This window comes from Vreelandella aquamarina, assembly GCF_900110265.1.
Taxonomy (GTDB): domain Bacteria; phylum Pseudomonadota; class Gammaproteobacteria; order Pseudomonadales; family Halomonadaceae; genus Vreelandella; species Vreelandella aquamarina.
The window spans coordinates 1-23705 of sequence record NZ_FODB01000055.1 but is presented as its reverse complement, the minus strand read 5'-3'; the positions used below and the strand labels follow the sequence as shown (position 1 = coordinate 23705).

General features: G+C 57.2%; 19 protein-coding genes. 12 read left to right on the top strand and 7 right to left on the bottom strand.

Translation table 11 applies throughout. From position 1 onward, the window contains the following. Positions 1-773: 773 nt before the first annotated feature. Positions 774-1676, bottom strand: coding sequence for an agmatinase (speB, locus tag BMY49_RS13985; protein ID WP_089675859.1), 903 nt, complete (start codon positions 1674-1676; stop codon positions 774-776). A gap of 169 nt (positions 1677-1845) precedes the next feature. Between speB and BMY49_RS13980 the strand changes: the two genes are divergently transcribed. From BMY49_RS13980 to BMY49_RS13955, 6 genes are all read left to right on the top strand, one after another. Further along, positions 1846-2769, top strand: coding sequence for a LysR family transcriptional regulator (locus BMY49_RS13980; RefSeq protein ID WP_089675858.1), 924 nt, complete (start codon positions 1846-1848; stop codon positions 2767-2769). A gap of 240 nt (positions 2770-3009) precedes the next feature. Continuing rightward, the gene (locus BMY49_RS13975; RefSeq protein WP_089675857.1) at positions 3010-4581 is read left to right on the top strand and encodes a Re/Si-specific NAD(P)(+) transhydrogenase subunit alpha; all 1572 of its coding nucleotides are present in this window, start codon (positions 3010-3012) and stop codon (positions 4579-4581) included. A 16-nt stretch (positions 4582-4597) separates the two neighbouring features. After that, positions 4598-6040 (top strand): NAD(P)(+) transhydrogenase (Re/Si-specific) subunit beta, encoded by a 1443-nt coding sequence (locus BMY49_RS13970; RefSeq protein WP_089675856.1) that lies wholly within the window; start codon positions 4598-4600, stop codon positions 6038-6040. A gap of 237 nt (positions 6041-6277) precedes the next feature. Then, positions 6278-8434, top strand: a complete 2157-nt coding sequence (katG, locus tag BMY49_RS13965) for a catalase/peroxidase HPI (protein WP_058577447.1) — start codon at positions 6278-6280, stop codon at positions 8432-8434. 183 nt (positions 8435-8617) lie between these two features. After that, positions 8618-8806 (top strand): hypothetical protein, encoded by a 189-nt coding sequence (locus BMY49_RS13960; protein WP_054641039.1) that lies wholly within the window; start codon positions 8618-8620, stop codon positions 8804-8806. Continuing rightward, positions 8799-10322 carry a sodium:solute symporter family protein gene (locus BMY49_RS13955; protein WP_062374194.1) on the top strand — a complete coding sequence of 508 codons (1524 nt, stop codon included), beginning with the start codon at positions 8799-8801 and terminating at the stop codon, positions 10320-10322. The genes BMY49_RS13960 and BMY49_RS13955 overlap by 8 nt, the downstream gene beginning before the upstream one ends. 42 nt (positions 10323-10364) lie before the next feature. On the opposite strand, the gene BMY49_RS13950 is transcribed toward BMY49_RS13955, so the two are convergent. The 3 genes from BMY49_RS13950 to BMY49_RS13940 are packed head-to-tail and all read right to left on the bottom strand — an operon-like array spanning position 10365 to position 12747. Continuing rightward, positions 10365-11297 (bottom strand): 5-oxoprolinase subunit C family protein, encoded by a 933-nt coding sequence (locus tag BMY49_RS13950; RefSeq protein ID WP_089675855.1) that lies wholly within the window; start codon positions 11295-11297, stop codon positions 10365-10367. Beyond that, positions 11294-11998, bottom strand: a complete 705-nt coding sequence (gene pxpB / locus BMY49_RS13945; RefSeq protein ID WP_089675854.1) for a 5-oxoprolinase subunit PxpB — start codon at positions 11996-11998, stop codon at positions 11294-11296. The genes BMY49_RS13950 and pxpB overlap by 4 nt, the downstream gene beginning before the upstream one ends. Further along, positions 11995-12747 carry a 5-oxoprolinase subunit PxpA gene (locus tag BMY49_RS13940; RefSeq protein ID WP_062374184.1) on the bottom strand — a complete coding sequence of 251 codons (753 nt, stop codon included), beginning with the start codon at positions 12745-12747 and terminating at the stop codon, positions 11995-11997. The genes pxpB and BMY49_RS13940 overlap by 4 nt, the downstream gene beginning before the upstream one ends. A gap of 364 nt (positions 12748-13111) precedes the next feature. Here BMY49_RS13940 and BMY49_RS17465 point away from each other — a divergent pair, with 364 nt between their 5' ends. The 5 genes from BMY49_RS17465 to BMY49_RS13920 all read left to right on the top strand — a co-directional run bounded on the left by BMY49_RS17465 (position 13112) and on the right by BMY49_RS13920 (position 17241). Further along, positions 13112-13270 carry a hypothetical protein gene (locus BMY49_RS17465; protein WP_167359380.1) on the top strand — a complete coding sequence of 53 codons (159 nt, stop codon included), beginning with the start codon at positions 13112-13114 and terminating at the stop codon, positions 13268-13270. Between the two features lie 5 nt (positions 13271-13275). Further along, positions 13276-14265 (top strand): LysR family transcriptional regulator, encoded by a 990-nt coding sequence (locus BMY49_RS13935; RefSeq protein WP_089675853.1) that lies wholly within the window; start codon positions 13276-13278, stop codon positions 14263-14265. A gap of 17 nt (positions 14266-14282) precedes the next feature. Next, a complete protein-coding gene (locus BMY49_RS13930; RefSeq protein WP_089675852.1) occupies positions 14283-15272 on the top strand; it encodes a TRAP transporter substrate-binding protein in 990 nt (329 codons plus the stop codon). 77 nt (positions 15273-15349) lie between these two features. Beyond that, entirely contained in the window at positions 15350-15913 is a 564-nt protein-coding gene (locus BMY49_RS13925; RefSeq protein WP_044629684.1) for a TRAP transporter small permease, read from the top strand. Between the two features lie 23 nt (positions 15914-15936). Next, positions 15937-17241 (top strand): TRAP transporter large permease, encoded by a 1305-nt coding sequence (locus BMY49_RS13920; RefSeq protein ID WP_054645047.1) that lies wholly within the window; start codon positions 15937-15939, stop codon positions 17239-17241. Between the two features lie 36 nt (positions 17242-17277). Here the strand turns inward: BMY49_RS13920 and BMY49_RS13915 are convergent, their stop codons facing one another. Then, on the bottom strand, positions 17278-18807 hold the full coding sequence (locus BMY49_RS13915) for a sensor domain-containing diguanylate cyclase (RefSeq protein ID WP_089675851.1): 1530 nt from the start codon (positions 18805-18807) through the stop codon (positions 17278-17280). A 205-nt stretch (positions 18808-19012) separates the two neighbouring features. Between BMY49_RS13915 and BMY49_RS13910 the strand changes: the two genes are divergently transcribed. After that, entirely contained in the window at positions 19013-21712 is a 2700-nt protein-coding gene (locus BMY49_RS13910) for a bifunctional diguanylate cyclase/phosphodiesterase (protein WP_089675850.1), read from the top strand. Between the two features lie 136 nt (positions 21713-21848). On the opposite strand, the gene BMY49_RS13905 is transcribed toward BMY49_RS13910, so the two are convergent. Beyond that, positions 21849-23240, bottom strand: coding sequence for an alpha-amylase (locus tag BMY49_RS13905; RefSeq protein ID WP_089675860.1), 1392 nt, complete (start codon positions 23238-23240; stop codon positions 21849-21851). A 190-nt stretch (positions 23241-23430) separates the two neighbouring features. Beyond that, positions 23431-23705 (bottom strand): IS200/IS605 family transposase (gene tnpA / locus BMY49_RS13900; protein WP_089675487.1); only part of this gene is annotated, 275 nt, incomplete at its 5' end.

The following is a 23705-nucleotide window of genomic DNA, read 5'->3' as shown; positions in this document are numbered from 1 at the left end:
TTGATAAGCAGAGGTCAGCGTCTGCTGTTCAGAGTCAGAAAGTGGAGCAATAAAGCGCCTTCTTGCCATGGTTCCATCCGTGCCCGAGATCCTTGCATCGATAATACACGAAAATATTAGATTAAGCACTTAGCGTTACCCAATAAACGGACATCGCCGGGAACGTCGATTTGGCCGTCTCGGTGCAATCGGTGCGATTTTATTCGCATCCGCAAAGGTGTCTCAGAGACACAATTAAAAGCGTGCAAATCCCGTGTTTAGGCTAGTCGGTCAATTCGACCGGGTGCGCGTGGGGTGGCCTCATTAAAAGGTGAGGATTCCCACCTTTTCCTCAGGATGGGTAGAGGTGGGATTTAAAGTTCAGCCCTTCCACCCTTGCCCTAATCTTGCCCCTAGCCTCCCCACCTCGCCCGCGTGTACTGGTCGGAAAAGTCAGCGCTTTGCTGGAAGCCTCAGTGGAAACCAGCCAGAAAAAAGTTTCGTTATTTCCCGTCTATAAAAAAGCGTCTGAGGGTGCGGTGTCCGGCCTATGGTGCTCTAGGGATTGAGACACCCCCAGGGCGAAAAGGTGAGGATTCCCGTCTTCTCAGCCAGCACTATGCCGCGAGTGTCTTAGGGCTGTTGGGATTGATCGTCATTGGCAGTATGTGGACAAGCGGCGCGGCAGCGCTGACTGTGTTGATTCCGCCCACCCTGTTTGGCGTCGTCCTAAAAGCCTCTGGCCCGCCGTCGGGGCGCTCGCGCTGCTGCTGGTCATCGACGTGACCCTACGCTTAGGCTGACTTAGACGCCGCCAGCACATACAAAAACTCCAGCCCCAGCGTCGCGGCGGCCAGCGAGGTAATATCGCCGTGGTCGTAGGCGGGGTTGACTTCCACTAGGTCCATACCCACCAGCTCCATACCCACCATGCCGCGCATTACTTTCAGCATCAGATCGGTGGACATACCGCCGCATACCGGCGTGCCGGTGCCCGGCGCAAAGGCGGGGTCCAGGCCGTCGATATCCAGCGTCACGTAGGCTGGGTGATGGCCCACCCGAGCACGAATCCGCTCCAGTACCGCCGCAGGGCCATGGTCGTTCACCCAGTCGGCATCGAGCACTTCGTAAGGGTGGTTGTTGCGGTCATAGCTGGTACGAATGCCGATTTGCAGCGAATGCTCCGGCACGACCAAGCCTTCTTGTAAGGCATGGTGGAAAATGGTGCCGTGGTCAAAGCGTGTGCCTTGCTCATAGGTATCGGTATGGGCATCAAAGTGAATCAGTGCCAGCGGGCCATGTTCACGGGCGTGAGCGCGTAGCAGCGGCAGGCTGATGTAGTGGTCACCGCCCAGCGTCAGCATCTTTTTGCCTGCATTCAACCAGCGCATAGCGTGAGTTTCCAGATTGTCTACCAGGCTTTCCGGCTCGCCGTAGGCGTAATCCAGGTTGCCGGCATCGCACACCCGCAGGCGCTCTTCCAGAGTAAAATCCCACGGCCAGCGCTTGCCTTCCCAAATCAGGTTGGCGGTGCTTTGGCGAATGGCGTTCGGCCCCATGCGGGTGCCTGAACGGCCAGAGCACGCTAGGTCAAACGGTACGCCGCTAACTACGACTTCAGCATCGGTGGCGTTAGGGTCGGTAGCTTTGGGCACGCCCATAAACGTGGTGATAACGTCACCAAACAGGCTGGGCATGATCTGAGATGGGGGCACCTAGCGTGTACTCCTATGGTGTGCAGCAGTAAGAAAAGGGTGGCAAGCGCGAGCGGGGATGCTCAAGGAAGCGCGACGATAAGGAATTTTTCGAGATGAATGAAATGAATGTTTAGAATTAAATCATTCACACCATGAATAGTGAGGTGCTATGCGTTCGCTTCGCCACTTTGATCTTAATTTACTGCTGGTGTTCGAGACGCTGATGCGCGAGCGCCATGTCACCCGCGCTGCCGAAAAACTGCATTTAAGCCAGCCCGCCCTCAGCCATGCGCTCAAGCGCCTGCGCGAGGCGTTAGACGACCCGCTATTGGTGCGCACGGAGCAGGGCTTGCAGCCAACGTCCAGAGCGCTCGCACTGCTGCCAGTGGTGCAGCAAGCCTTAGCCGCGCTTCAGGAGGGCCTCGCGCCGCCTGCCATCTTTGCCCCAGCCACCAGCACCCGGCGTTTTACCCTGGCGACTACCGACTACTTTGAAGAGGTCATGTACCCGGCATTTCTTAGCCAGCTGTTGGGCTATGCGCCGGGCATCAGTTTTTCCATTGAGCTGATTACGCCGGAGGTGCTTAGTGAGGCGTTAGAGCAGCGCCAAGTGGATATGGTGGTGGGGTTGGATAGCCAATCATCGCTACCCAGCGGCGTGTTGCAAACGCCCTGGATGCACGAAGAGCTGGTGTGTCTGGCGGCCCAGCACAACCCGCACGTGGGGGACGCGCTGGCGCTGGAGGCATTTGCCCGCCAGCTCCACGTCGAGCTCGCCGACATCAGTGGTCTGCTGCCCAGCCGTATCGAGAGCTGTCTCGCCCAGCACGGATTGAGCCGCCGGGTGATCTCGAAAAACCTCAACTACATCGCCGCCGCGCGGGTGGTGGCGCTCACCGATGCCATTATTACCTTACCTCGGCAAATGGCCGAGCGCTTTGTCGCGATGCTCCCCGTTCGCATGGTCGCCCCGCCTGAAGAGCTTCCCGCGTTGGCCATGACGCTGATCCAGCACAGCCTCTACGCCAATGCCCCTGAAAACGTGTGGCTCTATAACGAGCTGACCGCGTTTGCAAAGAGTGCTAGCCGGTAGAAAAATGACGTGTATGTCGTTGTGTTGTAGATAAACAACACAGTTGAATCAAAGGTTGAATGGTCACTGGCGGGCTCGGCATTAGATCCTAAACTGCTATCTGGCGCATTTTTTCGCGCAATAGTGAATAGGCAATAGTGAGTAGATAATAGTGAGTAGACAGCGCCCAAAGACGTTGGGGCAACCACCCGGCTGCAAGGGATTGGGCGCTGAACGCGGACACAACAAGGGAGAAAGCGTGTGAAAATAGGCGCACCGAAAGAGATTGCTCGGGGAGAAGCGCGAGTCGCGTTGACCCCCGAGAGCGCGAAGCACCTGCAGAAGCTTGGCCATGAATGCCTCATCGAAACAGGTGCCGGCCTGGCAGCGGGTTTTAATGACGACACTTATCGCGACGCTGGCGTGACCGTGGCGGAGAGTGCCGACGCGCTTTGGCGCGACGCTGAGGTGGTCATTAAAGTCCGCGAGCCTTCTGATGAAGAGGCCGAGCGGCTGCGTGAAGGTCAAACGCTGATTGCCTTCTTCTGGCCTGCGCAAAACGAAGCGTTACTGGAGAAGTGCAAAGCCCAAGGCGCTACCGTCATCGCGATGGACATGGTGCCGCGTATTTCCCGGGCGCAGAAGATGGATGCGCTGTCGTCCATGGCCAACATTGCGGGCTACCGTGCGGTGATTGAAGCGGGCAATAACTTTGGCCGCTTCTTCACCGGTCAGGTGACGGCGGCGGGCAAGGTGCCGCCTGCGAAAGTACTGGTGATCGGTGCTGGGGTGGCGGGCTTGGCGGCGATTGGCACGGCGACCAGCTTAGGGGCGGTAGTGCGCGCCTTTGACGTGCGCCCTGAAGTTTCTGAGCAGATCGAATCCATGGGCGCTGAGTTCCTGTTCCTTGATTTCGACGAGAGCCAGGACGGCTCCGAGAGCGGTGGCTACGCGGCCCCCTCAAGCCCTGAGTTCCGCGAAAAGCAGCTGGCGTGCTTCCGCGAGCAGGCGCCGGACGTGGATATCGTGATTACCACGGCACTGATTCCCGGCAAGCCCGCGCCCAAGCTCTGGCTGGAAGACATGGTCGCCGCCATGAAACCCGGTTCGGTGATCGTGGATTTGGCCGCCGAGAAGGGCGGTAACTGCGACCTGACCAAGCCCGATGAGCGGGTGGTAAGCGATAACGGCGTGGTGGTGATCGGCTATACCGATTTCCCCTCGCGCATGGCGACACAGGCCTCACTGCTCTACGCCACCAATATTCGCCATATGCTCACCGACCTTACCCCTGAGAAAGACGGCGTGATCCATCACAATATGGAAGACGACGTGATTCGTGGGGCCACGGTGACTCACCAAGGGGAGATCACCTTCCCACCGCCGCCGCCGAAGGTGAAAGCCATTGGCGCGGCCAAGCCGAAGAAAAAAGAGAAAGCGCCGACTCCAGAAGAGAAGAAAGCCGCTGAGCTTGCCACCTTCAAAGCGCAAACGAAGAGCCAAGTGACCATGTTGGCAGTGGGCGGCGCGCTGATGCTGCTACTGGGGTTAGTCGCTCCTGCCTCGTTTATGCAGCACTTTATTGTGTTTGTGCTGGCCTGCTTTATCGGCTTCCAGGTGATTTGGAAAGTGAGCCACTCGCTGCATACACCGCTGATGGCGGTCACTAATGCCATTTCCGGTATCATTATTTTGGGAGCGATCCTGCAGATTGGCTCGGGCAGTGCGGTGGTTAGCGTGCTGGCGGCTATTTCGGTGTTAATCGCATCAATCAATATCGTGGGTGGCTTCCTGGTAACACGCCGGATGCTGGCCATGTTCCAAAAATCCTAAGCGGCGGAGAGACGATATGTTAGAGCAAGGATTCGTATCTGCCGCAGCGATTGCGGCAAGCGTGCTGTTTATTCTGTCGCTGGGCGGGTTGAGTAACCAGGAAAAAGCCAAGCGGGCCGTGTGGTACGGCATTGTCGGTATGGCGCTGGCGGTGTTTTTCACCTCGTTCGGCCCGGGTATCGGCGGCTACTGGTGGCTGATTCCGATGATGCTGATTGGCGCTGCCATTGGGGCCTATGTGGCCGGTAAGGTCGAAATGACCGAAATGCCCCAGCTCGTGGCCGCGCTGCACAGCTTTGTGGGCTTGGCAGCGGTTTTCGTGGCTTGGAGTGCCGACCTGGAGCGTCGCCGGGTGATGGCGGCCCGTGCCGCTGAAGCATCGCTGGACCAGTTCTCCGCCTTTGCGGCACTGGTGGCCACCAAGGCCCCCGACGAGCTGATGTTTCTGCAAGTTGAGGTGGTGCTGGGCATCTTTATCGGCGCGGTAACATTCACCGGTTCGGTGATTGCCTTCGGCAAGCTCGCTGGCAAAGTGGATGGCAAGCCAAAGCAATTGCCCGGCGGCCATATGTTGAATGCCGGTGCGGCGGCGCTGTCGCTGCTGTTGGCGATTATGTACCTCAACGGCGCAGGCTTCTGGACGCTGCTAGTGATTGCGGCGCTGGCGTTCTTTATCGGCTACCACCTGATTATGGGCATCGGCGGGGCGGATATGCCAGTGGTGGTCTCTATGCTGAACAGCTACTCCGGCTGGGCGGCGGCGGCGATTGGTTTCACGCTCTCCAACGACCTGCTTATTGTGACCGGTGCGCTGGTGGGTTCCTCTGGTGCAATTCTCTCTTACATTATGTGTAAGGCGATGAACCGTAACTTTGTCAGCGTGATTCTAGGTGGTTTTGGGGGGTCTCAAGGGCCTGCCGCGGAAATCGAAGGCGAGCAGGTCTCCATCGACGCCAATGGCGTCGCTACCGCACTGAACGACGCCGACAGCATCATCATCGTGCCGGGTTACGGCATGGCGGTGGCCCAAGCGCAAACGGCGGTGAGTGATTTAGTCCGCAAGCTGCGCGCCGCTGGCAAAACCGTCCGCTTCGGGATTCACCCCGTGGCTGGGCGCTTGCCAGGCCATATGAACGTCCTGCTGGCGGAAGCTAAGGTGCCTTACGATATCGTGCTGGAAATGGACGAGATCAACGACGACTTTGCCAGTACCGACGTGGTCATCGTTATCGGCTCCAACGATATCGTCAATCCTGCCGCCGAAGAGGACCCCAACAGCCCCATTGCGGGGATGCCGGTGCTCAAAGTATGGGAAGCGAAGCAGGTGTTCGTCAGCAAGCGTGGCCAGGGCACTGGCTACTCGGGCATTGAGAACCCGCTATTCTTCAAGGAGAACACGCGAATGTTCTACGGCGATGCTCGCGATAGCTTAAACGCCCTGCTACCGCTGGTGGAGTAATCAAGTAAAGCAGTAGACTGACAAGGAACGGGGCGCTCAGCGCCCCGTTTCACGTTTGATTGTTAATAGCTATCAGCTTGTTGGTTAAATGCAAATTGTGACTATTGAGTAGGTGCTTTAAAACTGTAAAACATGAATAACGCATCCGCTGACGATCTACACAGTAGCTTGCAGCAAAGATGCAGAGCATTTGTTCCCTTGGTATCGCCAAGGCATAGAGCAATAAGGGAGAGAGCTATGAGCGGTAAATGTCCTGTCATGCACGGTGGTAACACCTCGACCGGTACTTCCAACAAAGATTGGTGGCCGGAAGGGTTGAACCTGGATATTTTGCATCAGCAAGATCGCAAATCAGACCCGATGGATCCGGATTTCAACTACCGTGAAGAAGTACGCAAGCTCGATTTCGACGCGCTGAAGAAAGATGTCCACGCGTTGATGACCGATAGCCAAGAGTGGTGGCCCGCTGACTGGGGGCACTACGGCGGTTTGATGATCCGTATGGCTTGGCACTCCGCTGGCACCTACCGTATTGCTGATGGCCGTGGGGGCGGTGGTACCGGAAGCCAGCGCTTTGCACCGCTCAACTCCTGGCCGGACAACGTCAGCCTGGATAAAGCGCGCCGTCTGCTGTGGCCGATCAAGAAGAAGTACGGCAACAAAATCAGCTGGGCAGACCTGATGATTCTGGCTGGCACCGTGGCTTATGAGTCCATGGGCTTACCTGCTTACGGCTTCTCTTTCGGCCGCGTCGATATTTGGGAACCCGAAAAAGATATCTACTGGGGTGACGAAAAAGAGTGGCTGGCACCTTCTGACGAACGCTACGGCGACGTGAACAAGCCAGAGACCATGGAAAACCCGCTGGCGGCTGTCCAGATGGGTCTGATCTATGTGAACCCGGAAGGTGTTAACGGCCAGCCTGATCCGCTGAGAACCGCACAGCAGGTACGTGAAACCTTCGCCCGTATGGCGATGAACGACGAAGAGACCGCAGCCCTCACAGCTGGCGGCCACACCGTCGGTAAGTGTCACGGTAATGGCGATGCCTCTGCGTTAGCCCCTGAGCCAGAAGCCTCTGACGTTGAAAACCAGGGCTTAGGTTGGGGCAACCCCAACATGCAGGGCAAGGCGAGCAACGCCGTGACCTCGGGTATCGAAGGTGCGTGGACCACCAACCCCACGAAATTCGATATGGGCTATTTCGACCTGCTGTTCGGCTACGAGTGGGAACTGAGAAAGAGTCCTGCCGGTGCCCACCAGTGGGAACCGATTGACATCAAAGAGGAAGACAAGCCGGTTGACGCCAGCGACCCCTCTATTCGCCACAACCCGATCATGACCGATGCGGATATGGCGATGAAGGTAGATCCGACCTATCGCGCTATCTGCGAAAAATTCATGGCCGATCCTGAGTACTTCAAGAAAACTTTCGCGAAGGCGTGGTTCAAGCTGACGCACCGTGACCTGGGCCCGAAATCACGTTACATCGGCCCGGAAGTGCCGGCAGAAGACCTGATTTGGCAAGACCCGATTCCGGCAGGTAACACCGACTACTGCGAAGAAGTGGTCAAGCAGAAAATTGCACAAAGTGGCCTGAGCATTAGTGAGATGGTCTCCACCGCTTGGGACAGTGCCCGTACTTATCGCGGTTCCGATATGCGCGGCGGTGCTAACGGTGCCCGCATTCGCTTGGCCCCACAGAACGAGTGGCAGGGCAACGAGCCGGAGCGCCTGGCGAAAGTGCTGAGCGTCTACGAGCAGATCTCTGCCGACACCGGCGCTAGCATCGCGGACGTGATCGTTCTGGCCGGTAGCGTAGGCATCGAGAAAGCCGCGAAAGCAGCAGGTTACGATGTGCGCGTTCCCTTCCTGAAAGGCCGTGGCGATGCGACCGCCGAGATGACCGACGCAGACTCCTTCGCACCGCTGGAGCCGCTGGCCGATGGCTTCCGCAACTGGCAGAAGAAAGAGTATGTGGTGAAGCCGGAAGAGATGCTGCTGGATCGTGCGCAGCTGATGGGCTTAACCGGCCCGGAAATGACCGTGCTGCTGGGCGGTATGCGCGTACTGGGCACCAACTATGGTGGCACCAAACACGGCGTATTCACCGATCGTGAAGGCCAGTTGACCAACGACTTCTTTGTGAACCTGACCGATATGGGGAACAGCTGGAAGCCGGTAGGTAGCAACGCCTACGAAATCCGCGACCGCAAGACCGGTGCCGTGAAGTGGACCGCCTCGCGGGTGGATCTGGTATTTGGTTCCAACTCGCTACTGCGCTCTTACGCAGAAGTGTACGCCCAGGACGATAACGGCGAGAAGTTCGTCAGAGACTTCGTCGCCGCCTGGACCAAAGTGATGAACGCCGACCGTTTCGACGTCGCGTCGTAAGTCAGCAACCGCAAGTCGCACTATCTAAGGCACCCTATTTTGGGTGCCTTTTTTGTATTTCTGCATCGGCAAGCAGCATAGTTAAGCCGTATGCTGGCGAAAGCGTGCCTAGGCACTGCTGGTCCGTCAGCTTTGCTACAGTAGCGCGTGCTTTTCCACCGACGTAACAATACGAGATCGACGATGAAACGCAGTAAATGGATATGGCTAGTATGGGCCGTTGTCTTGCTAAGCTATTTAGTGCCTTACACGCTGTTAAGCGATGTGTCGCGATGGTACGGCAGCTTTTTGTTTTGGGCCGTGGCCGGGGTGGCCATCATCGCTCTGAACGTGTTTATTACGACAGACTTTAAGGAACATAGCGATGACTGAGTCGCTCATTTGGTGGTCCATTGCTATCTACTTATTAGTGGCCATAGGCATTGCTATTCTGTCGCGCCAACGCCCGGCGAAAGGCGGTTCAGAAAGCATGTCCGGCTACTTTTTGGGTAACCGCCAAATGAACGGGTTTGTCTCGGCGCTGAGCTACAGTGCCACGACGTATAGCGCCTTTATGATGGTGGGCCTGGCTGGCCTGACCTATGCGGGCGGCGTGGGCGCCTTCGGTTTTGAAATCATCTATTTTGCCGGTGTCTCGCTGGTGGCGGTGTTCGGCCCTAAATTCTGGGCAGTTGGCAAAAAGTTTGGCTACGTGACGCCCAGCGAGATGCTGAGCCACCGCTACCATAGCAAGCAGGTGGCCATGGCCGTGTCGATTGCCAGCTGTATCTTCCTGATCCCTTATTCCGCCGTTCAGCTCGCTGGTGTCGGCTACCTGTTGCAGGGTATTACTGATGGCGCCATTACCTTTACCACCGGGGTCGTGCTAGCCACGGTGATCGCCATTTTCTTCTCCTATATCGCGGGGATTCGTTCGGTCATGTGGACCGACTCGCTCCAGGCCATCATGATGATTGTGGCCTCTACCCTGGTAGCCTTTCTGGTGATTCAAAATCTGGGCGGTTTTGGTGCGCTCTTCGATACGCTGGCAACGGAGCACCCGCAGTCCCTGACGGTACCTGGCCCAGGACTATTCAGCTTTGTCACCTTCTTGGGGCTCACCATTCCCTGGTTCTTCTTTAGCCTTTCAAATCCGCAGGTCAGCCAGCGTCTTTTCATGCCCTCGTCGCTGCGCTCGATGCGCCACATGCTGATTGGCTTTTTGGTGTTCGGTTTTATTTACACCCTCGTTTCGGTGCTTTGGGGGTTCTCGGCTTTGGCTGCTTTCCCTAGCCTAGAGCGCGCCGATTTAGCCACGCCCACGCTACTGGCCTCAGAGTTTGTGCCGCCCGTATTAGGCGTGATAGTGATGATCGGCATTATGGCCGCCGCCGTTTCCACGATCGATTCAATCATGCTGACGCTGGCGTCCATGGTCTCCCGCGACGTCTATGCCAACCTCAAACCCAGCGTTAGTGAAAAGCGACAACTGCTGGTGGGTAAGTGTGTAGTGCCGGTGATTGCACTGATGGCGCTGGCCTTCGCAGAGCTGCAGCTTGACCTGATTGCGGTGCTGTCGGTGGCCGCCTCATCGGGCTTGGTGGCTATGGTGCCTGCGCTGATCGGTGCTTTCTATTGGAAGCGCGGCACGGCTGCCGGTGCACTGACCAGCGTGGTGGGTACCAGCGCCTTTGTGCTGCTGATGTATGCCACCGGTAACTCGTTGCTGGGCCTGCCTGCCGGTGTATGGGGCATTGTGGTCGCGAGTGTGCTGTTTGTTGGCGTTAGTCTTGTGACCAAGCCTCATCAAGACTCTACCGATGCTTTCTTTGCCGCCATCGCGGAAGAGTTGGGTACACAGCAGCGTCGCACTGCCAATGACCCGGCGACCAAGCAAGCGGCTCATTAGGCACCCTAGCGATAAAAGCCCCTGATGAGGGGCTTTTTAGCCTTACTGCCACTTCAATAACTGCGCTCTGTAGGCCGCCTGCGCCTGCGTCGCACTGATCGGCTGCAAACGCACCTTGGTGCCCGGCAAGCACTGGGCGAGGCGGGCGCAGGCCATGGGCGTCAAAGCACCCAGGCGCGGGTAGCCGCCAATGGTTTGGCGGTCGTTCATCAGGATGATCGGTTGGCCATCGGGAGGAATCTGCACGGCCCCTAACGGGATGCCCTCGGAGACGATACCGCCAAGGCGGCTGTTCAGCGCTTTGCCGGTCAGTCGAATGCCCATGCGGTCGGCGCGTTGGTCCACGGTCCAGGGCTGGTTGAATGCATCGAACAGGCTGCGCCCGGCAAAGTGCGCGGCCTGGGAGCCCAGCACCATGTCCAGCACGGTTTCTTCTGAGTCGGGCAGGGGAAGTTGGGTGCCTTGAGGCAACTGTCGCGGCGTGGCGCTGCTGCCTTTCCAGGTGAGTTGGTCGCCGGTTTTAAGCGGTTTGCCATCTTCGTGCAGGCCACCGATTTGCTCTCTTGCCGTGCAGGCTTGGCTGCCTAGCACCTCGGGCGCATCAAGCCCGCCAGGAAAGGCGAGGTACGCGCGCAGGCCCTTTTTCGGCTGGCGAAAGACCAGCGTTTGGCCCGCTTGCATCATAAAGCTGTCGTTGGGCGTCAGCGGCTGGCCATCCAGCGTGGCGGCAAGGTCGGCTCCGGTGAGGGCAAGGCGCACGTCGCTATTGGCCACCAGCGTTAGGTTGCCGCCCATGACGATTTCCAGCGCAGCGCTCTCCAGCGGGTTGCCCAGTAGCCAGTTGGCCCAGCGGAAGGCGATCCAGTCGGCGGCACCGCCCTGAGTCACGCCTAAGTGGCCGACGCCGAAGCGGCCCGCATCTTGAATCAGCGCCAGCGGTCCGGCTTGCTTGACGGTCAACATGGGTTGGCTCATGACCGCTCCTCCAGCGGGGTGGTATCGCCCCCAGCCGCTTCAAATTCTGATTGGGATATCGCCTTAAAGCGCACTTTATCGCCCGGGCGCAGCAGCGGCTCGCCACGTTTGGCGTGCTCGAAAAGCGGCACGGCCGTTCTGCCAAGAATGTTCCAGCCGCCCGGCGAAAGCAGGGGGTAAATGGCGGTTTGCCGGTCGGCAATGCCCACGCTTCCGGCCGCCACGCGGCGGCGGGGCGTTTTTAAACGCGGCGTGGCAATGGCCTCATCTACCAGGCCCATAAAGCCGTAGCCAGGGGCAAAGCCCAGTGCAAACACGCAATAGTCGTGGCTGCAGTGGCGCTCAATCAGCGCCTCGACGCTGAGCCCGGCGCGTTGGGCAACGATGGGCAGTTCCGGGCCAACGCGCTCGTCGTACCACACGGGGATTTCGTGGAGCTGGCCCTGTTGGGCATCGGCGGGCGTGAGATTGCGCAGTGCGCTACGCACCAGCGTCGTGGCCTGGGCAAAAGTGAGCTTCTGGCAGTCGTAATGCACCAGCAGGGTGGTGTATGACGGGATGAGATCAATCAGCGCGTGATCAAAGGCGCGCCGCAGCGCCTCGTCAGCGGCCATGATCCACGCCATATTGCTTTCATCAATGGCATCGAACAGGCGCACCGTCAGGGCGTCCATTGCTGCTGTTTCTAAGCGCAGTTTCACGCGGACTCCAGCGCCGTAAAGGCCTCACGAATGGCGCGCACGGCGGCCACGGATTCGGGGTTATCGCCATGCACGCAGAGCGTGTCGCAGGGGAGCTGTAAGGCGCTGCCATCCCGGGCGGTCAGCGCTTCGCCTTTGGCCAGGGCAACGGCTTGGGCGACGATAGTGGCTTGGTCGTGATGCACAGCCCCCGGCAGGCGGCGAGACGCGAGATGCCCAGTGGCCTCATAAGCGCGGTCAGCGAAGGTTTCAAACCACAGCGTCACGCCCATTTTTTCCGCTAATTGACGATGCGGCTCTGGGTTGGCGGTGGCCATCACCATGAGCGGCAGGCGGGCATCGAATGCCTTCACGGCCCGCATGGCACCTTCCAGCAATTCCAGATTGGCAGCCATGTCGTTGTACATCGCCCCGTGGGGTTTGACGTAGCTCAGTGCGGTGCCTTCCGCTTGGCAAATACCTGCCAGCGCGCCGATCTGGTAGAGCATCATGTCTTCCACTTCGGCAGGAGAGCAGGCCATGGAGCGGCGGCCAAAGCCCATTAAATCCGGGTAGCCGGGGTGCGCGCCGATCTTGACGCCATGCTGGACGGCAAGCGCCACCGTCTTGCGCATCACATGGGGGTCGGATGCGTGGTAGCCGCAGGCAATGTTGGCACAGTCAACGTGGGGCATGACCTCAGCGTCCAAGCCAATCGACCAGTTACCGAAACTTTCGCCCATATCGCAGTTAAGCAGCGGAATCGCCATAACGTCTCCTGCCGGGTTGTGTGTTGTTAGTAATTGATATCGCTATTCATTAGCCAAATGAGACAGTCTATTTGCTCATAGTGATGACGTATTAATGAGCCTATTTATGGTGTTGTTAGCGCAAAAATAATATATGGAGCCTGCGCCACAAGTGCCAATCGTTTTTAGCGATATTAAGTATCGGTGCTTCCTATCATGCTGTTATTTAGTGGAAAAATAGTTGACGCTAGGGCGCTATACGATTATCAACTAAATAAAGCGACTCAAAAAAAGATTACAAAAGAGATGCCCTTATCCGCCTGATGTAGCGCCGTTGCGCCACCAATAAAAATGGCAATGAAAGGGTGATTTCGAGGAGTACCACATGCGGTTGCCAGCCCCGCGACAGCATGTCCGTGCCCAACACGACATGTTTCACTTACATTTGCATATCAATGCCTCACGATGGGAGACCATGGTGTGTGGCGTGGTGGAGGCGCTTGACGCTGTGCTTCCCGTGAATGCTTCATTACAGGCTGGTTAAGCACGATGCTGGATTTTAAGGAACTCGACGCCTTTGTTTGGGCGGTGAAACTTGGCTCTTTTCGTAAAGCGGCGGTGCGTTTACACATTACGCAACCGTCGATATCTGAGCGTATCTCGCGTTTAGAGAGCACGGTGGGCGAGCTACTGCTTGAGCGCTCGGCGCGGCCTATTCAGCCTACTATGCGTGGTAGGGAGTTCTTCCTGCATGCCGAACGTATGCTGGCCCAGCGCGATGAAGCCCTTAAACTTTTCGATAGTGAAGAAGACTTTTCCGCCCCGCTGCGCCTGGGAACGATTGAAACCATTGCCCACAGTTGGTTCCCCACGTTTATGCAGCGGCTCACCGAGCGCTACCCGCGGTTGATTATTGAGCTCACCGTGGATTACTCCCCGGCGCTGAACGAGCGGCTGAATAGCAATGAGCTGGATATTCTGCTGGCCATGAACGGCTACCTGCCTTCAGAGCAAATTGACCATGAGACGCTCAGCCCCTATGAAATGGGGATGTTTGTTTCACCTCGACACGCCCAGATGTTAAGCAAACGCCCCGATGCTTGGCATTCAACGCTGCCGTTTATCTCCTTTGGCAAGCTGGCGCGTCCGTATGAAGAGTTAGTAAGTTATTTAGCCGACCAAGGTGTTCAACAGCCGCGTATTCATAGTGTGAGCACGCTGATGACGATTGTGCGTTTAACCACGGAAGGGCTGGGTATCGGCGCGCTACCAGTAGCCACTGTGCTGGATGAGTGGCGGCGGGGCGAGCTGTTCCGTTTGGCGCTTCCCGCGCCACTACCAGCCATGCACTATGATGTTATTTGGCGCAGCGCAAATCATCCTCGTTTCTGCCGTGGCGTTGGCCGCTTGGCGCAGGAGTGCGCGCTAGAGTATGCCGCTGAAAAGCATACCGAGATTACTAACACGTGTTTTACCGGATGCTGGGTAACACCTAGCGTCCCTTCCTCCACCCCTAAGGCAACACCTCCATCAATATGAATAAGAGGATTTTTTCTATGCGTACTCGCATTGCGACCCCACTGCTTCTTGCCACTGCATGCAGCCTTGCGGCGGCATCCACGGCCCATGCCGCAGAGTGGACCATGGCCACCCCTTATGGGGACGCCAGCTTCCACACCCAGAACACCAAGCAATTTGCTGAAGATGTGGCAGAAGCCACTGACGGCGAACTCACCATTACCGTACACAGCGGTGGGGCGCTGGTCTCTCACGGCGAGATCAAACCCTCTGTGCGTCGCGGAACGATCGATGCCGGTGAGGTGTTCCTGTCGATTCTCTCCAACGACGACCCGATTTTTGAAGTCGATACGCTGCCCGGTGTGGCCGGTAGCTACGATGATGCCTATGCGCTGTGGGAAGCCACTAAGCCGATGATTACTGAGCTATTCGCCTATGAGGGGCTGATTCCGCTCTACGCCGTCGCATGGCCTGCTCAGGGCATTTATACCGCCGAGCCGCTGACTGACCCAGCCCAGTTTGATGGGCTGCGCGTACGAGCACCAAACATCAATACCCAGCGCTTCGTTGATAACCTGGGCGGCAGCCCGACCGAAACCGAAGAGTCGGATATCCCCACTGCCTTCAGCACTGGCCGAGTAGATGCCATGATTACTTCAAGCTCCACCGGTAACTCCATGGCCGCGTGGGACTACGTCACCGACTACACCGACGCCAACCTGTGGCTGCCGAAGAATATCGTGTTTATCAGCCAGCGCAGCTTTGACCGCTTAGATGAAGCCACTCAAGAAGCGCTGATGGAAGCAGCGGCGCGTGCCGAAGAGCGTGGCTGGCAGATGAGCCGTGACAACAACGATGAAAGCCTGGCAGCTCTGAAAGAGAACGGCATCAGCGTGTCCGAGCCTAATGCTGACGTTGCCGCCGCGCTGCAAGCCGCAGGTGATGAGCTATTTGCCGATTGGCAGTCCCGTGCGGATGACGAAGCCAAGCAAGCGCTGGAAACGTATCGTGCCCAGCGTAGCAACTAACCTTCCGGTGCTGTGTTAATCCTCGGGGGCAGCCTGTGTGCTGCCCCTTTCTCCACGCGCTCTGTGAGACTGCGAACATGACGTTTAAATTCGACAAACTCTACCGCCTCGGTGCCTGGGGCGCAGCAGCGTGCATGGTGGCGATTTGTGCGCTGATCGCGCTTCAGGTCACTTTCCGTTTAGTGGATGCGCTATTGGTATTGGTCGGCCAGGAGCGGCTCGGTGTCAGCATTACCGGCGTCTCGGAAATGGCCTCCTATTTATTGGTAGGCGCCACCTTTCTTGGGTTGGCCTACACCTTTGTTCATCATGCCCATATCCGCGTGACCTTACTGATTTCACGCCTGCCTTCTGCGGTGCGCGTGTGGTTTGAGGTGTTTGGGCTGATTATTGCGCTGGTTATCAGCGTACTACTGGCCTACGGCCTGATTGGTTTGGCGAGGGAAAGCCTAGAGTACAACGATGTTTCGTCGGGCTTTTTGTCGATTCCCCTGTGGATCCCCCAGGTGGTGCTGGCCGTTGGGGTAGGGCTGCTGGCCCTGGCGCTGTTAGAAGCGCTGTGGATGGCCGGGCGCATTGCCATACGCGACCCGTCAAGCTTCCGCGAAGCCACTTCCATCGACGATAACGAAGCGCATTAAGCGGCTACTCGGGAGATACCCTCGTGCTACTACTAAGTTTAGCGACTATTTTTACCCTGGTGCTGCTGCTGGGCAGCGGGGTGTGGATTGCCTTTGCCTTGATAGGCACAGCGTGGATTGCGCTGCAGTTTTTCAGCCCTTTTGACCCTGGCCCGATTCTGGCCTCCGATTTTTGGGGCGCAAGCTACGGCTGGGATTTAACCGCGCTGCCGATGTTTATCTGGATGGGCGAGATTCTGTTTCGCTCGGGGCTGGCGGACAATATGTTCCGTGGACTTTCACCCTGGTTGAACCGTCTGCCGGGCCGCTTGCTGCATACCAATATCATTGGCAGTGGCATGTTCGCGGCGGTGTGTGGCTCGTCGGCGGCTACCTGTGCCACGGTGGGCAAAATGACCCTGCCGGAACTGGAGCGCCGGGGCTACGACAGCAATATGGCCATTGGCACTTTGGCCAGTGCGTCTACGCTGGGGCTGTTGATTCCACCCTCAATCGTGCTGATCGTCTACGGGGTGGTTACGGAGCAATCCATCTCGCGGCTGTTTATGGCGGGCATTGGCCCAGGCTTGATGATCTTGGCGCTGTTCATGGCCTATTTGGTGCTCTGGGCGCTACTGAAAGGCAACCGTGACGGCCTGACCGGCGCTGATGAATCCGATATGAGCTTTGCTGAAAAGCTGCGCAATACCTGGGCGTTAGTGCCTATTTTGCTGCTGATCGGTGGGATTATCGTGTCGATTTACGGCGGGCTGGCTTCTCCAACGGAAGCGGCAGCGGTTGGCGTGGTGCTGTCGATGATCATTGCTCGGTTCAACGGCCACTTTAATCGGGCGATTTTTACCGATTCGCTGTTTGCTGCGGTACGCACGGCCTGCATGATCGCCTTTATTATTGCCGGGGCGTCGTTTTTAACCTCAGCCATGGGCTTTACCCAGGTACCCATGAAGCTGGCTCAGGCCATTGGTGAAATGGGGCTGTCGCCCACCATGCTGCTGATTGCGCTCACGTTGCTGCTACTCATCATGGGCTGCTTTCTGGATGGTATTTCGCTCATCCTACTGGTGACGGCGATTATCATGCCGGTGGTCAGCGCGGCAGGCTTTGACCTGATTTGGTTCGGTATCTACTTGGTGATTGTGGTGGAGATGTCGCAAATCACACCGCCGGTTGGATTTAACCTGTTTGTGATTCAGGGGTTAACCGGCAAAGATATTCTGACCATTACCAAGGCCACGCTGCCCTTCTTCCTGCTGATGATGCTGGCTATTGCGCTTATGCATATCTTCCCCAGCATTGCGCTCTATCTTCCCTACGCAATGACGAGCTAAACCTTTACTCCACCGCCCCGCCGACAAGCGGCGGGGTTAGTGGCCATAAACCGATACACCGCCCCGGCCAGAGCGCTTGATGAAGTACATGCTTTGATCGGCGGCGTCGATAAGCTCCCGTTCATCTCCAAACCCGCCGTCGGTGAGGCAGGCCACGCCAATCGATACGGACACGTAAAGCGGCTCTTGGTCTACTCGGGCCATGGGCCGCTCCTGCAGCCGCCGGGTAATACGCTCAGCAAAGCGCCGAGCACCCTCGGCATCTTCATCGGGAAGAATCACCAGAAACTCTTCTCCACCATAGCGGCCTGCAAGATCGCCCACGCGAATTAACGAGGCGAGCATCCTGCCGAAGTGAGCCAGCACCTGATCACCCGCCTGATGACCATATCGGTCGTTCAGCACCTTAAAATGATCCAGGTCGATAAACACCACCGACATGGTTCGTTCGGTTGTGAGGCAAAGGCGGAAGCGTTCCCGTAACTGCTCCTCTAGCCAAGCGCGATTCGCTAATTGGGTTAGCGGGTCGAGTCGGCTGCGCTGTTGCAGCTCGGCATAATCGTTGAGCAGCGTTTCCCGCGCTTTTTGCTGAGCATCTAAGCGTGCGCTCAACGATAAGGTGTGTTCAAAAAGCCGCTGCTGGGCCTCTTTTAGCAGGGCGATGCTATCAACGGTGACCGGCATGCCCAGCCCGAGTGTCTCCATCAGCGGTGGAAGCGTTTGCTGTAAATGGGCCAACAGCCCCGACATGGCCCACTCGCTTGATGGGGTTAACGCGTTGAGCTGGCGCATCACGCCGGCTAAAGCATCGGCAGGGTTCGCCGATAACCAAGCATCCGCGATGGCGCCGGAGATGCGTAGGCAAAGTGCCGCGTTATCTTCCGTATCCAGGCCATCGTGACTGTGTTGAATGGCGTGAATCAAGCTGTCATGGGCACCCCATTTCGCCAGCAACCAAGCGCCCACAAGGGCGTGGTGGCAGCCAAAATAGCGCTTTTCCACCTGCATGATGTGTTGATGAGAGGTATTCTCGATGCCGTAGAGTAGCTCTGCGTCGCCGGGGTAAGCGGTTTGTAACGCTAAAATACCAATATCTTGCAGCAGCGCCGTAGTGAATACGCTGCCTGATTGGTGAGGACAAAGCTGCTGTGCGAGATAGCTGGCGGCGACGGCCGCCGTGATAGATCGCTGCCAAAACGGTAAGCGACCGCGTGCGCCATGATCGTTTTCAAACAGGCAAAAGCTCAATACGGTAGCCAGGGTGACATCTAGCCCTATGCGCTGTGTGGCATCAAAACACGTGTGTGGGGGCTGAGCCGCGCGCAGGTAGTGGACGCTATTGGCTACGCTCATGATCCGTGCTGTTAACGCGGGGTCATGTTCGATGGCACTGGCATAGTCGCTCAAGGTAGCCTCAGCGCCCTGAGAGATATCCAAGATGTTCAGGGCGACCGCCGGTAGAGTAGGCAGCTGGTTACACTGAAGCAGCGCGCTGCTAAGAAAGCTGGGCAGCTGGTCAGTCAGCGAGGTGTAGAGTGTTTCGCTGACGGCATTAGGCCCCGTCATAGTGTCTCCTCAAATGCCATGCAGCGAAGCGGGCAGTCAACATAATATCGATAGATGTTTCTAACATAATGTTAGGGGTGGCCGATATCGTTTATGGCCCCAGTGTTCTTCCATAAGATAGCTGTTTATGGTGCAAACGTCGCTGTGCTTTGTTAAAACAGTGGCAAAGCTTAGCTGCTCTACAACGACATAAGCGAGTGCGACGATGCACACAAGCAAAGAAGAAGCAGAGGTTTTTCGTCAGCTAGCGGAAGGTTTTGGGCGCAGTGGCCATCCCAACTTCTTTGCTACGCTGGTGGAACAGCTGGCTCGTCTACTCAATGTCGACCACGCACTGGTCGCCGTGGTCACTGAAGCTAATATAGCCGAAACCTTGGCCGTTTGGTCAAGCGGTGCCCTGCAGGCCAATATTACCTACCCTCTTGCGGGCACGCCCTGCGAAACCGTGGTGGGCCATGAGCCCTGTCTGTACGCCTGCGATGTGCAATCCCGCTTTCCAGAAGACGATCTCCTAAGCCAGCTTGGTGCCGATAGCTATATGGGGTTGCCGCTATTCGCCCCAGATGGCACCGCCATTGGTCTGCTGGCAGTGCTCCACAATCAGCCAATACAGTTTGATGGATTGGAAAATGAAATTCTGCGTATTGCGGCCGCCCAAGCTGGCGCTGAATTAGGGCGTCGCCAAGCGGAAAATGCGCTACGCAAAAGCGAGGCCGCTGCCAAAGAGAGCGAGCGCCGGCTGAACACCTTGCTCAATCACCTACCGGGGATGGCTTACCGCTGCCTGAATAATCAAGACTGGACCATGCAGCTAGTGAGCAAGGGCGCTGAAGCGCTGACTGGCTATCGGCCTGATGAGCTGGAAGCGAACCGTGTGACCAGCTTTGCCAGCTTAGTCCATAAAGATGATCAGGAACGGATATTTCTGGACATACAGGAGGCCATTTGCCAGCGACGCCCCTACCGTGTGATTTATCGGATTCGCCACCGAGATGGCAGCGAACGCTGGATGTGGGAGCAAGGGCAGGCCATTTTTAAGGAGTCAGGGGAGGTGCTCTGCCTGGAAGGCTTTATTACCGACGTGACCGACCAGCAAGAGGCACAACGGGGGCAGCAGGCGGTGGTGCAAGTTGCCTCAACCGTCACCTCGCGGGTAGGGGATGACTACTTTCAGCAGCTTATTTCTACGCTCACCACGCTGTTAGAAGCCGATGCGGGCTTTATTGTCCTCTTAGACCAACCTGTGCCGTCTCAACAGAGCGAGCACACTCACCCCAATAGCCTATTACCTGCGACCACAGGCCATACCGTAAGCTTAGTGGTCGACGGCCAAATCCGTAAAAATCACACCTTTCTTTTGCGTGACACCCCCGTCGAACGGGTGGTGTTAGAGCAAGAGAGCGTCGTGCATCACGGCCAGCGGTTTACGCTGCCGGGAGCGACGCTGAGTGCGCAGGCATGGATTGGTCGACGCTTAGATAACGCAAAAGGCGAAGCCATCGGAGTGATGATGGTGTTTTATCAAGCGCCCCTCACGACAAATGCCTTTGCGACATCGGTGCTACAAATTCTCTCCAACGGTGCTGCGGCGGAGCTAGAGCGACGCCGCGATCACCGCCATATGCACCAGCTGGCCTATACCGACAGCACTACCGGTTTGCCAAACCGGGTGCAGTTTATGGAACACCTGCGTGAGATGGGCCAGCAGGCCCAAAAGCAGCAGTCGCCACTGGCATTACTGCTGCTCGATTTGCGTCGTTTTAAAGAAATTAATGACCTGTACGGCCATCAAATTGGCGATCAGCTGCTGGCCACTGTGGCAGGAAGGCTACGCCATTTAGAGTTGCCGGGCGTGCACTGTGCGCGGCTTTCTGGCGATGAGTTCGCGCTCCTTTTCCCCCATACTGAACGTGCCAGCCTTGATGAGGTGGTGAAGCAGCTATGTGCGTTGGTGAATCGGCCTATTCGTCTGGATCGCCGCGTGTTTAACCTGGATGTCAGCATTGGCTTCGCGCGTTATCCGAGCGATGTAGCTAAAGTCAGCGAACTGTTCAACGCGGCTAGCATCGCACTGCATCACGCCAAAAAGCGTGATACGAATATCTCCCCCTACACCCAGACCATGCGCCATACGCTGGAGCGCCGCCAATGGATGACCGAGCGGCTGCATCGGGCAATTTTAGAAGGGCGGCTTGAGCTCTACTTTCAGCCTCAGGTAGATCTACATACCCAAACGCTGACCGGGGCAGAAGCGCTATGCCGCTGGCACGACCCCGAATGGGGCTGGGTTAGCCCCGGTGAGTTTATTCCCCTAGCGGAGGAGCGCGGGCTGATTCGTTTACTCGGCGACTGGGTGCTGGAAGAGTCTGCTCGCCAGCTTAGCGCTTGGCAGTCGGCGGGCACGCCGCTGCCGGGACGGCTTTCGATTAATATCTCCGCGCAGCAGTTTGCCGACCCCCGGCTGACGGCGCATATTGCGACGCTTACCTCCAGCGTTTCACCCAGTACGATTGGCTTGGAACTGACGGAAAGCGATTTTATGCGCGACCCGGATCAAGCCATCATCATTACTCATGCCATGCGCAAAGCTGGGTACGCACTGTTTATCGATGATTTTGGCACCGGCTACTCATCGCTCTCGTATCTGCGCCGCTTTGCCGCCGACGCGCTGAAAATCGATATCTCCTTCGTGCGCGATATGCTCGATAACCATCACGACCGGGCGATTGTGCAAACGATTATTGCCATGGCGAACACATTAGAAATGAAAACCCTCGCCGAAGGGGTTGAAAGTGCCGAGCAAGCGGCGCTGCTGGCTGAGATGGGCTGCAATCAGGCCCAGGGCTACTGGTTTGGAAGACCGCTGCCCGCCGATGAGTTTGCCCGCACTTGGCTAAACGGCTAGCGCGGCGTTTAGCCAAGTGCGGGCAGCCGCAACTACCTCTGTTGCTAAGGTGATTTAACTGCATGGTCAGGTTTGCCAGTCGGGCCATAGCGTCTCCTTGAAGGGCTCTGCTGGCAGAGCCCGCTATATGACTAAGTTATGAGGCTGGGCAAGGAGCACCGACGTGCAGAGCCGCCGCAGACATGGCGGGGATATTCAGCGTGAGCTGACCATTCTCCACCGTGATACATTGCTCTTCAGCCGTCACGTTTTGATAGCGGCCATCTGCCATATCGGTTTGAAAAGTGTGGGTGAGCGCTTGCTGCTCCCGGTTAATCGCAATAAAGCCCTGGGCTTCGCGGCTGAAGGCGATTTGATGATGGCCATTATCCCACCAGTGGGTGACCTCTGCGCCGTCGGCTTGTTGGCGAAACGCGACCATATTGGCAATCTCGGGCCAGCGGTGTTCGCATACCCAGGTTTCCCCACATTGGGCCTCGCCCTGCTGATAGACGGGGGCTTGCGGTGGGCCTTGGTCGCTATTAGAAAAAGCGTAGCTCGACATGACTTTCGGGTATCCATACGGCCATGCCAGCATGAACACGTTGGCTAAGCGATAAAGCGCGTCATCTCGATGCGTCAAAATATTGCTGCCGCCCGCACCGTGGCCACGCTGGTTATCGTGGTTGTCGGTAAACACGACGGCTTGTTCGCTCGGCAGCAGGGCAGGCGATTCGCCAAACTGCTGAAGGTTGGCAAGGGCTTGATTGTTGAAAATATCACCAAGAGACGCGCCGTAGCGAAACTCGGTGATATCCGCCGTGCCTTGATACTCCGTGGCACTGATCGCTTCGCCCCCTAGGTCAATCACTTCCTGAAAGGCATAAAGCGGCGCATCTACCTGCGCCAGAATAGCCGCAATATCGCTGGGGGCCATATGCTTGGCTGCATCGACCCGAATACCTCTCACACCCAGTGCTGCCAAGGTATCCAAGTAATCCGCAATATGGCTCTGCACGGTGGGGTCGCTCGTGTTCAGATCGGGCAAGCCAACTAGCTGACATTGTCGAACGCTTTCGGCATTTTGCGTATAGTCGCTCTGTTCGATGCCGCAGGGTTCGTGGAAGTCGTCGCGTTGATAATGGGGATAGCTCAGTGCTTCACTGTCATAAGAGGAGCCTGCAATGCCCTGGCCCTTGCCGTGGGCAACATGGTTAATCACCGCATCCGCATAAACATCGACCCCCGCTGCGTTACAGCGCTGCACCATATCAGCAAATGCTTCGCTGGAGCCGCTGCGGCTTTCCAGCTGATAGCTGACCGGTTGGTAGCGAGTCCACCAAGCATCACCCTGAATGTGCTCTTGTGGGGGCGAGACCTGTACGGCTTTAAATCCTTTTGGGCCTAGCCAATTTTCGCACTCCTGGGCAACATCCTCCCACTGCCACTCAAATAAGTGTACGAACGTGTCGGCGCTAGCAGGTTGCGCGGAAAGCCCTATGCTCAGTGTCGCGCTGGTAGCCAGGGCAACGGAGTATTTCGCAAACATAAGATCACCTTTGTTGTCATTGTTGCTCATAACATGACGGTATGCAGGGTGACTCAAACCCTCCTCGCGAGCCTGTTAAGGGGCGTAGATAAGAGGAGGAGGGCGCCTACTTGTGGAAAACGTCAGCAAAAACCCGCGTGAACCCTCGCCCACTCGGGCGGGGAGGTAAGCGGGGGCCGCACAAGCGGCCCTATTCTGGTGTCTTCTGTCCCTGCACATAAGCCTTGAGCGTCTCGATAGTGGCTCCGCCTGCGCTACAAGCGAAATACGATCTCGACCACAGCACGGCGCTCTTGCTGAGGCGCGGAATATGGGCATTCAAGAACCGCACCCGTCGGGACGACGTGGATTTCAAATTGTTGACCAGCACACTGATCGACAGCCTCGGCGGATATTCCACGAGCAGGTGAACATGGTCTTCTTCACCATCGAACTCAAGGATGCGGCAGTCGAGTTTTTCGCAAG

Coding starts and splice junctions, on each gene's coding strand:
- speB (WP_089675859.1), bottom strand. CDS start 1,676: ATGCCCAGCCTGTTTGGTGACGTTATCACCACGTTTATGGGCGTGCCC.
- BMY49_RS13980 (WP_089675858.1), top strand. CDS start 1,846: ATGCGTTCGCTTCGCCACTTTGATCTTAATTTACTGCTGGTGTTCGAG.
- BMY49_RS13970 (WP_089675856.1), top strand. CDS start 4,598: ATGTTAGAGCAAGGATTCGTATCTGCCGCAGCGATTGCGGCAAGCGTG.
- katG (WP_058577447.1), top strand. CDS start 6,278: ATGAGCGGTAAATGTCCTGTCATGCACGGTGGTAACACCTCGACCGGT.
- BMY49_RS13960 (WP_054641039.1), top strand. CDS start 8,618: ATGAAACGCAGTAAATGGATATGGCTAGTATGGGCCGTTGTCTTGCTA.
- BMY49_RS13955 (WP_062374194.1), top strand. CDS start 8,799: ATGACTGAGTCGCTCATTTGGTGGTCCATTGCTATCTACTTATTAGTG.
- BMY49_RS13950 (WP_089675855.1), bottom strand. CDS start 11,297: ATGAGCCAACCCATGTTGACCGTCAAGCAAGCCGGACCGCTGGCGCTG.
- BMY49_RS13940 (WP_062374184.1), bottom strand. CDS start 12,747: ATGGCGATTCCGCTGCTTAACTGCGATATGGGCGAAAGTTTCGGTAAC.
- BMY49_RS17465 (WP_167359380.1), top strand. CDS start 13,112: ATGCGGTTGCCAGCCCCGCGACAGCATGTCCGTGCCCAACACGACATG.
- BMY49_RS13935 (WP_089675853.1), top strand. CDS start 13,276: ATGCTGGATTTTAAGGAACTCGACGCCTTTGTTTGGGCGGTGAAACTT.
- BMY49_RS13930 (WP_089675852.1), top strand. CDS start 14,283: ATGCGTACTCGCATTGCGACCCCACTGCTTCTTGCCACTGCATGCAGC.
- BMY49_RS13925 (WP_044629684.1), top strand. CDS start 15,350: ATGACGTTTAAATTCGACAAACTCTACCGCCTCGGTGCCTGGGGCGCA.
- BMY49_RS13915 (WP_089675851.1), bottom strand. CDS start 18,807: ATGACGGGGCCTAATGCCGTCAGCGAAACACTCTACACCTCGCTGACT.
- BMY49_RS13910 (WP_089675850.1), top strand. CDS start 19,013: ATGCACACAAGCAAAGAAGAAGCAGAGGTTTTTCGTCAGCTAGCGGAA.
- BMY49_RS13905 (WP_089675860.1), bottom strand. CDS start 23,240: ATGTTTGCGAAATACTCCGTTGCCCTGGCTACCAGCGCGACACTGAGC.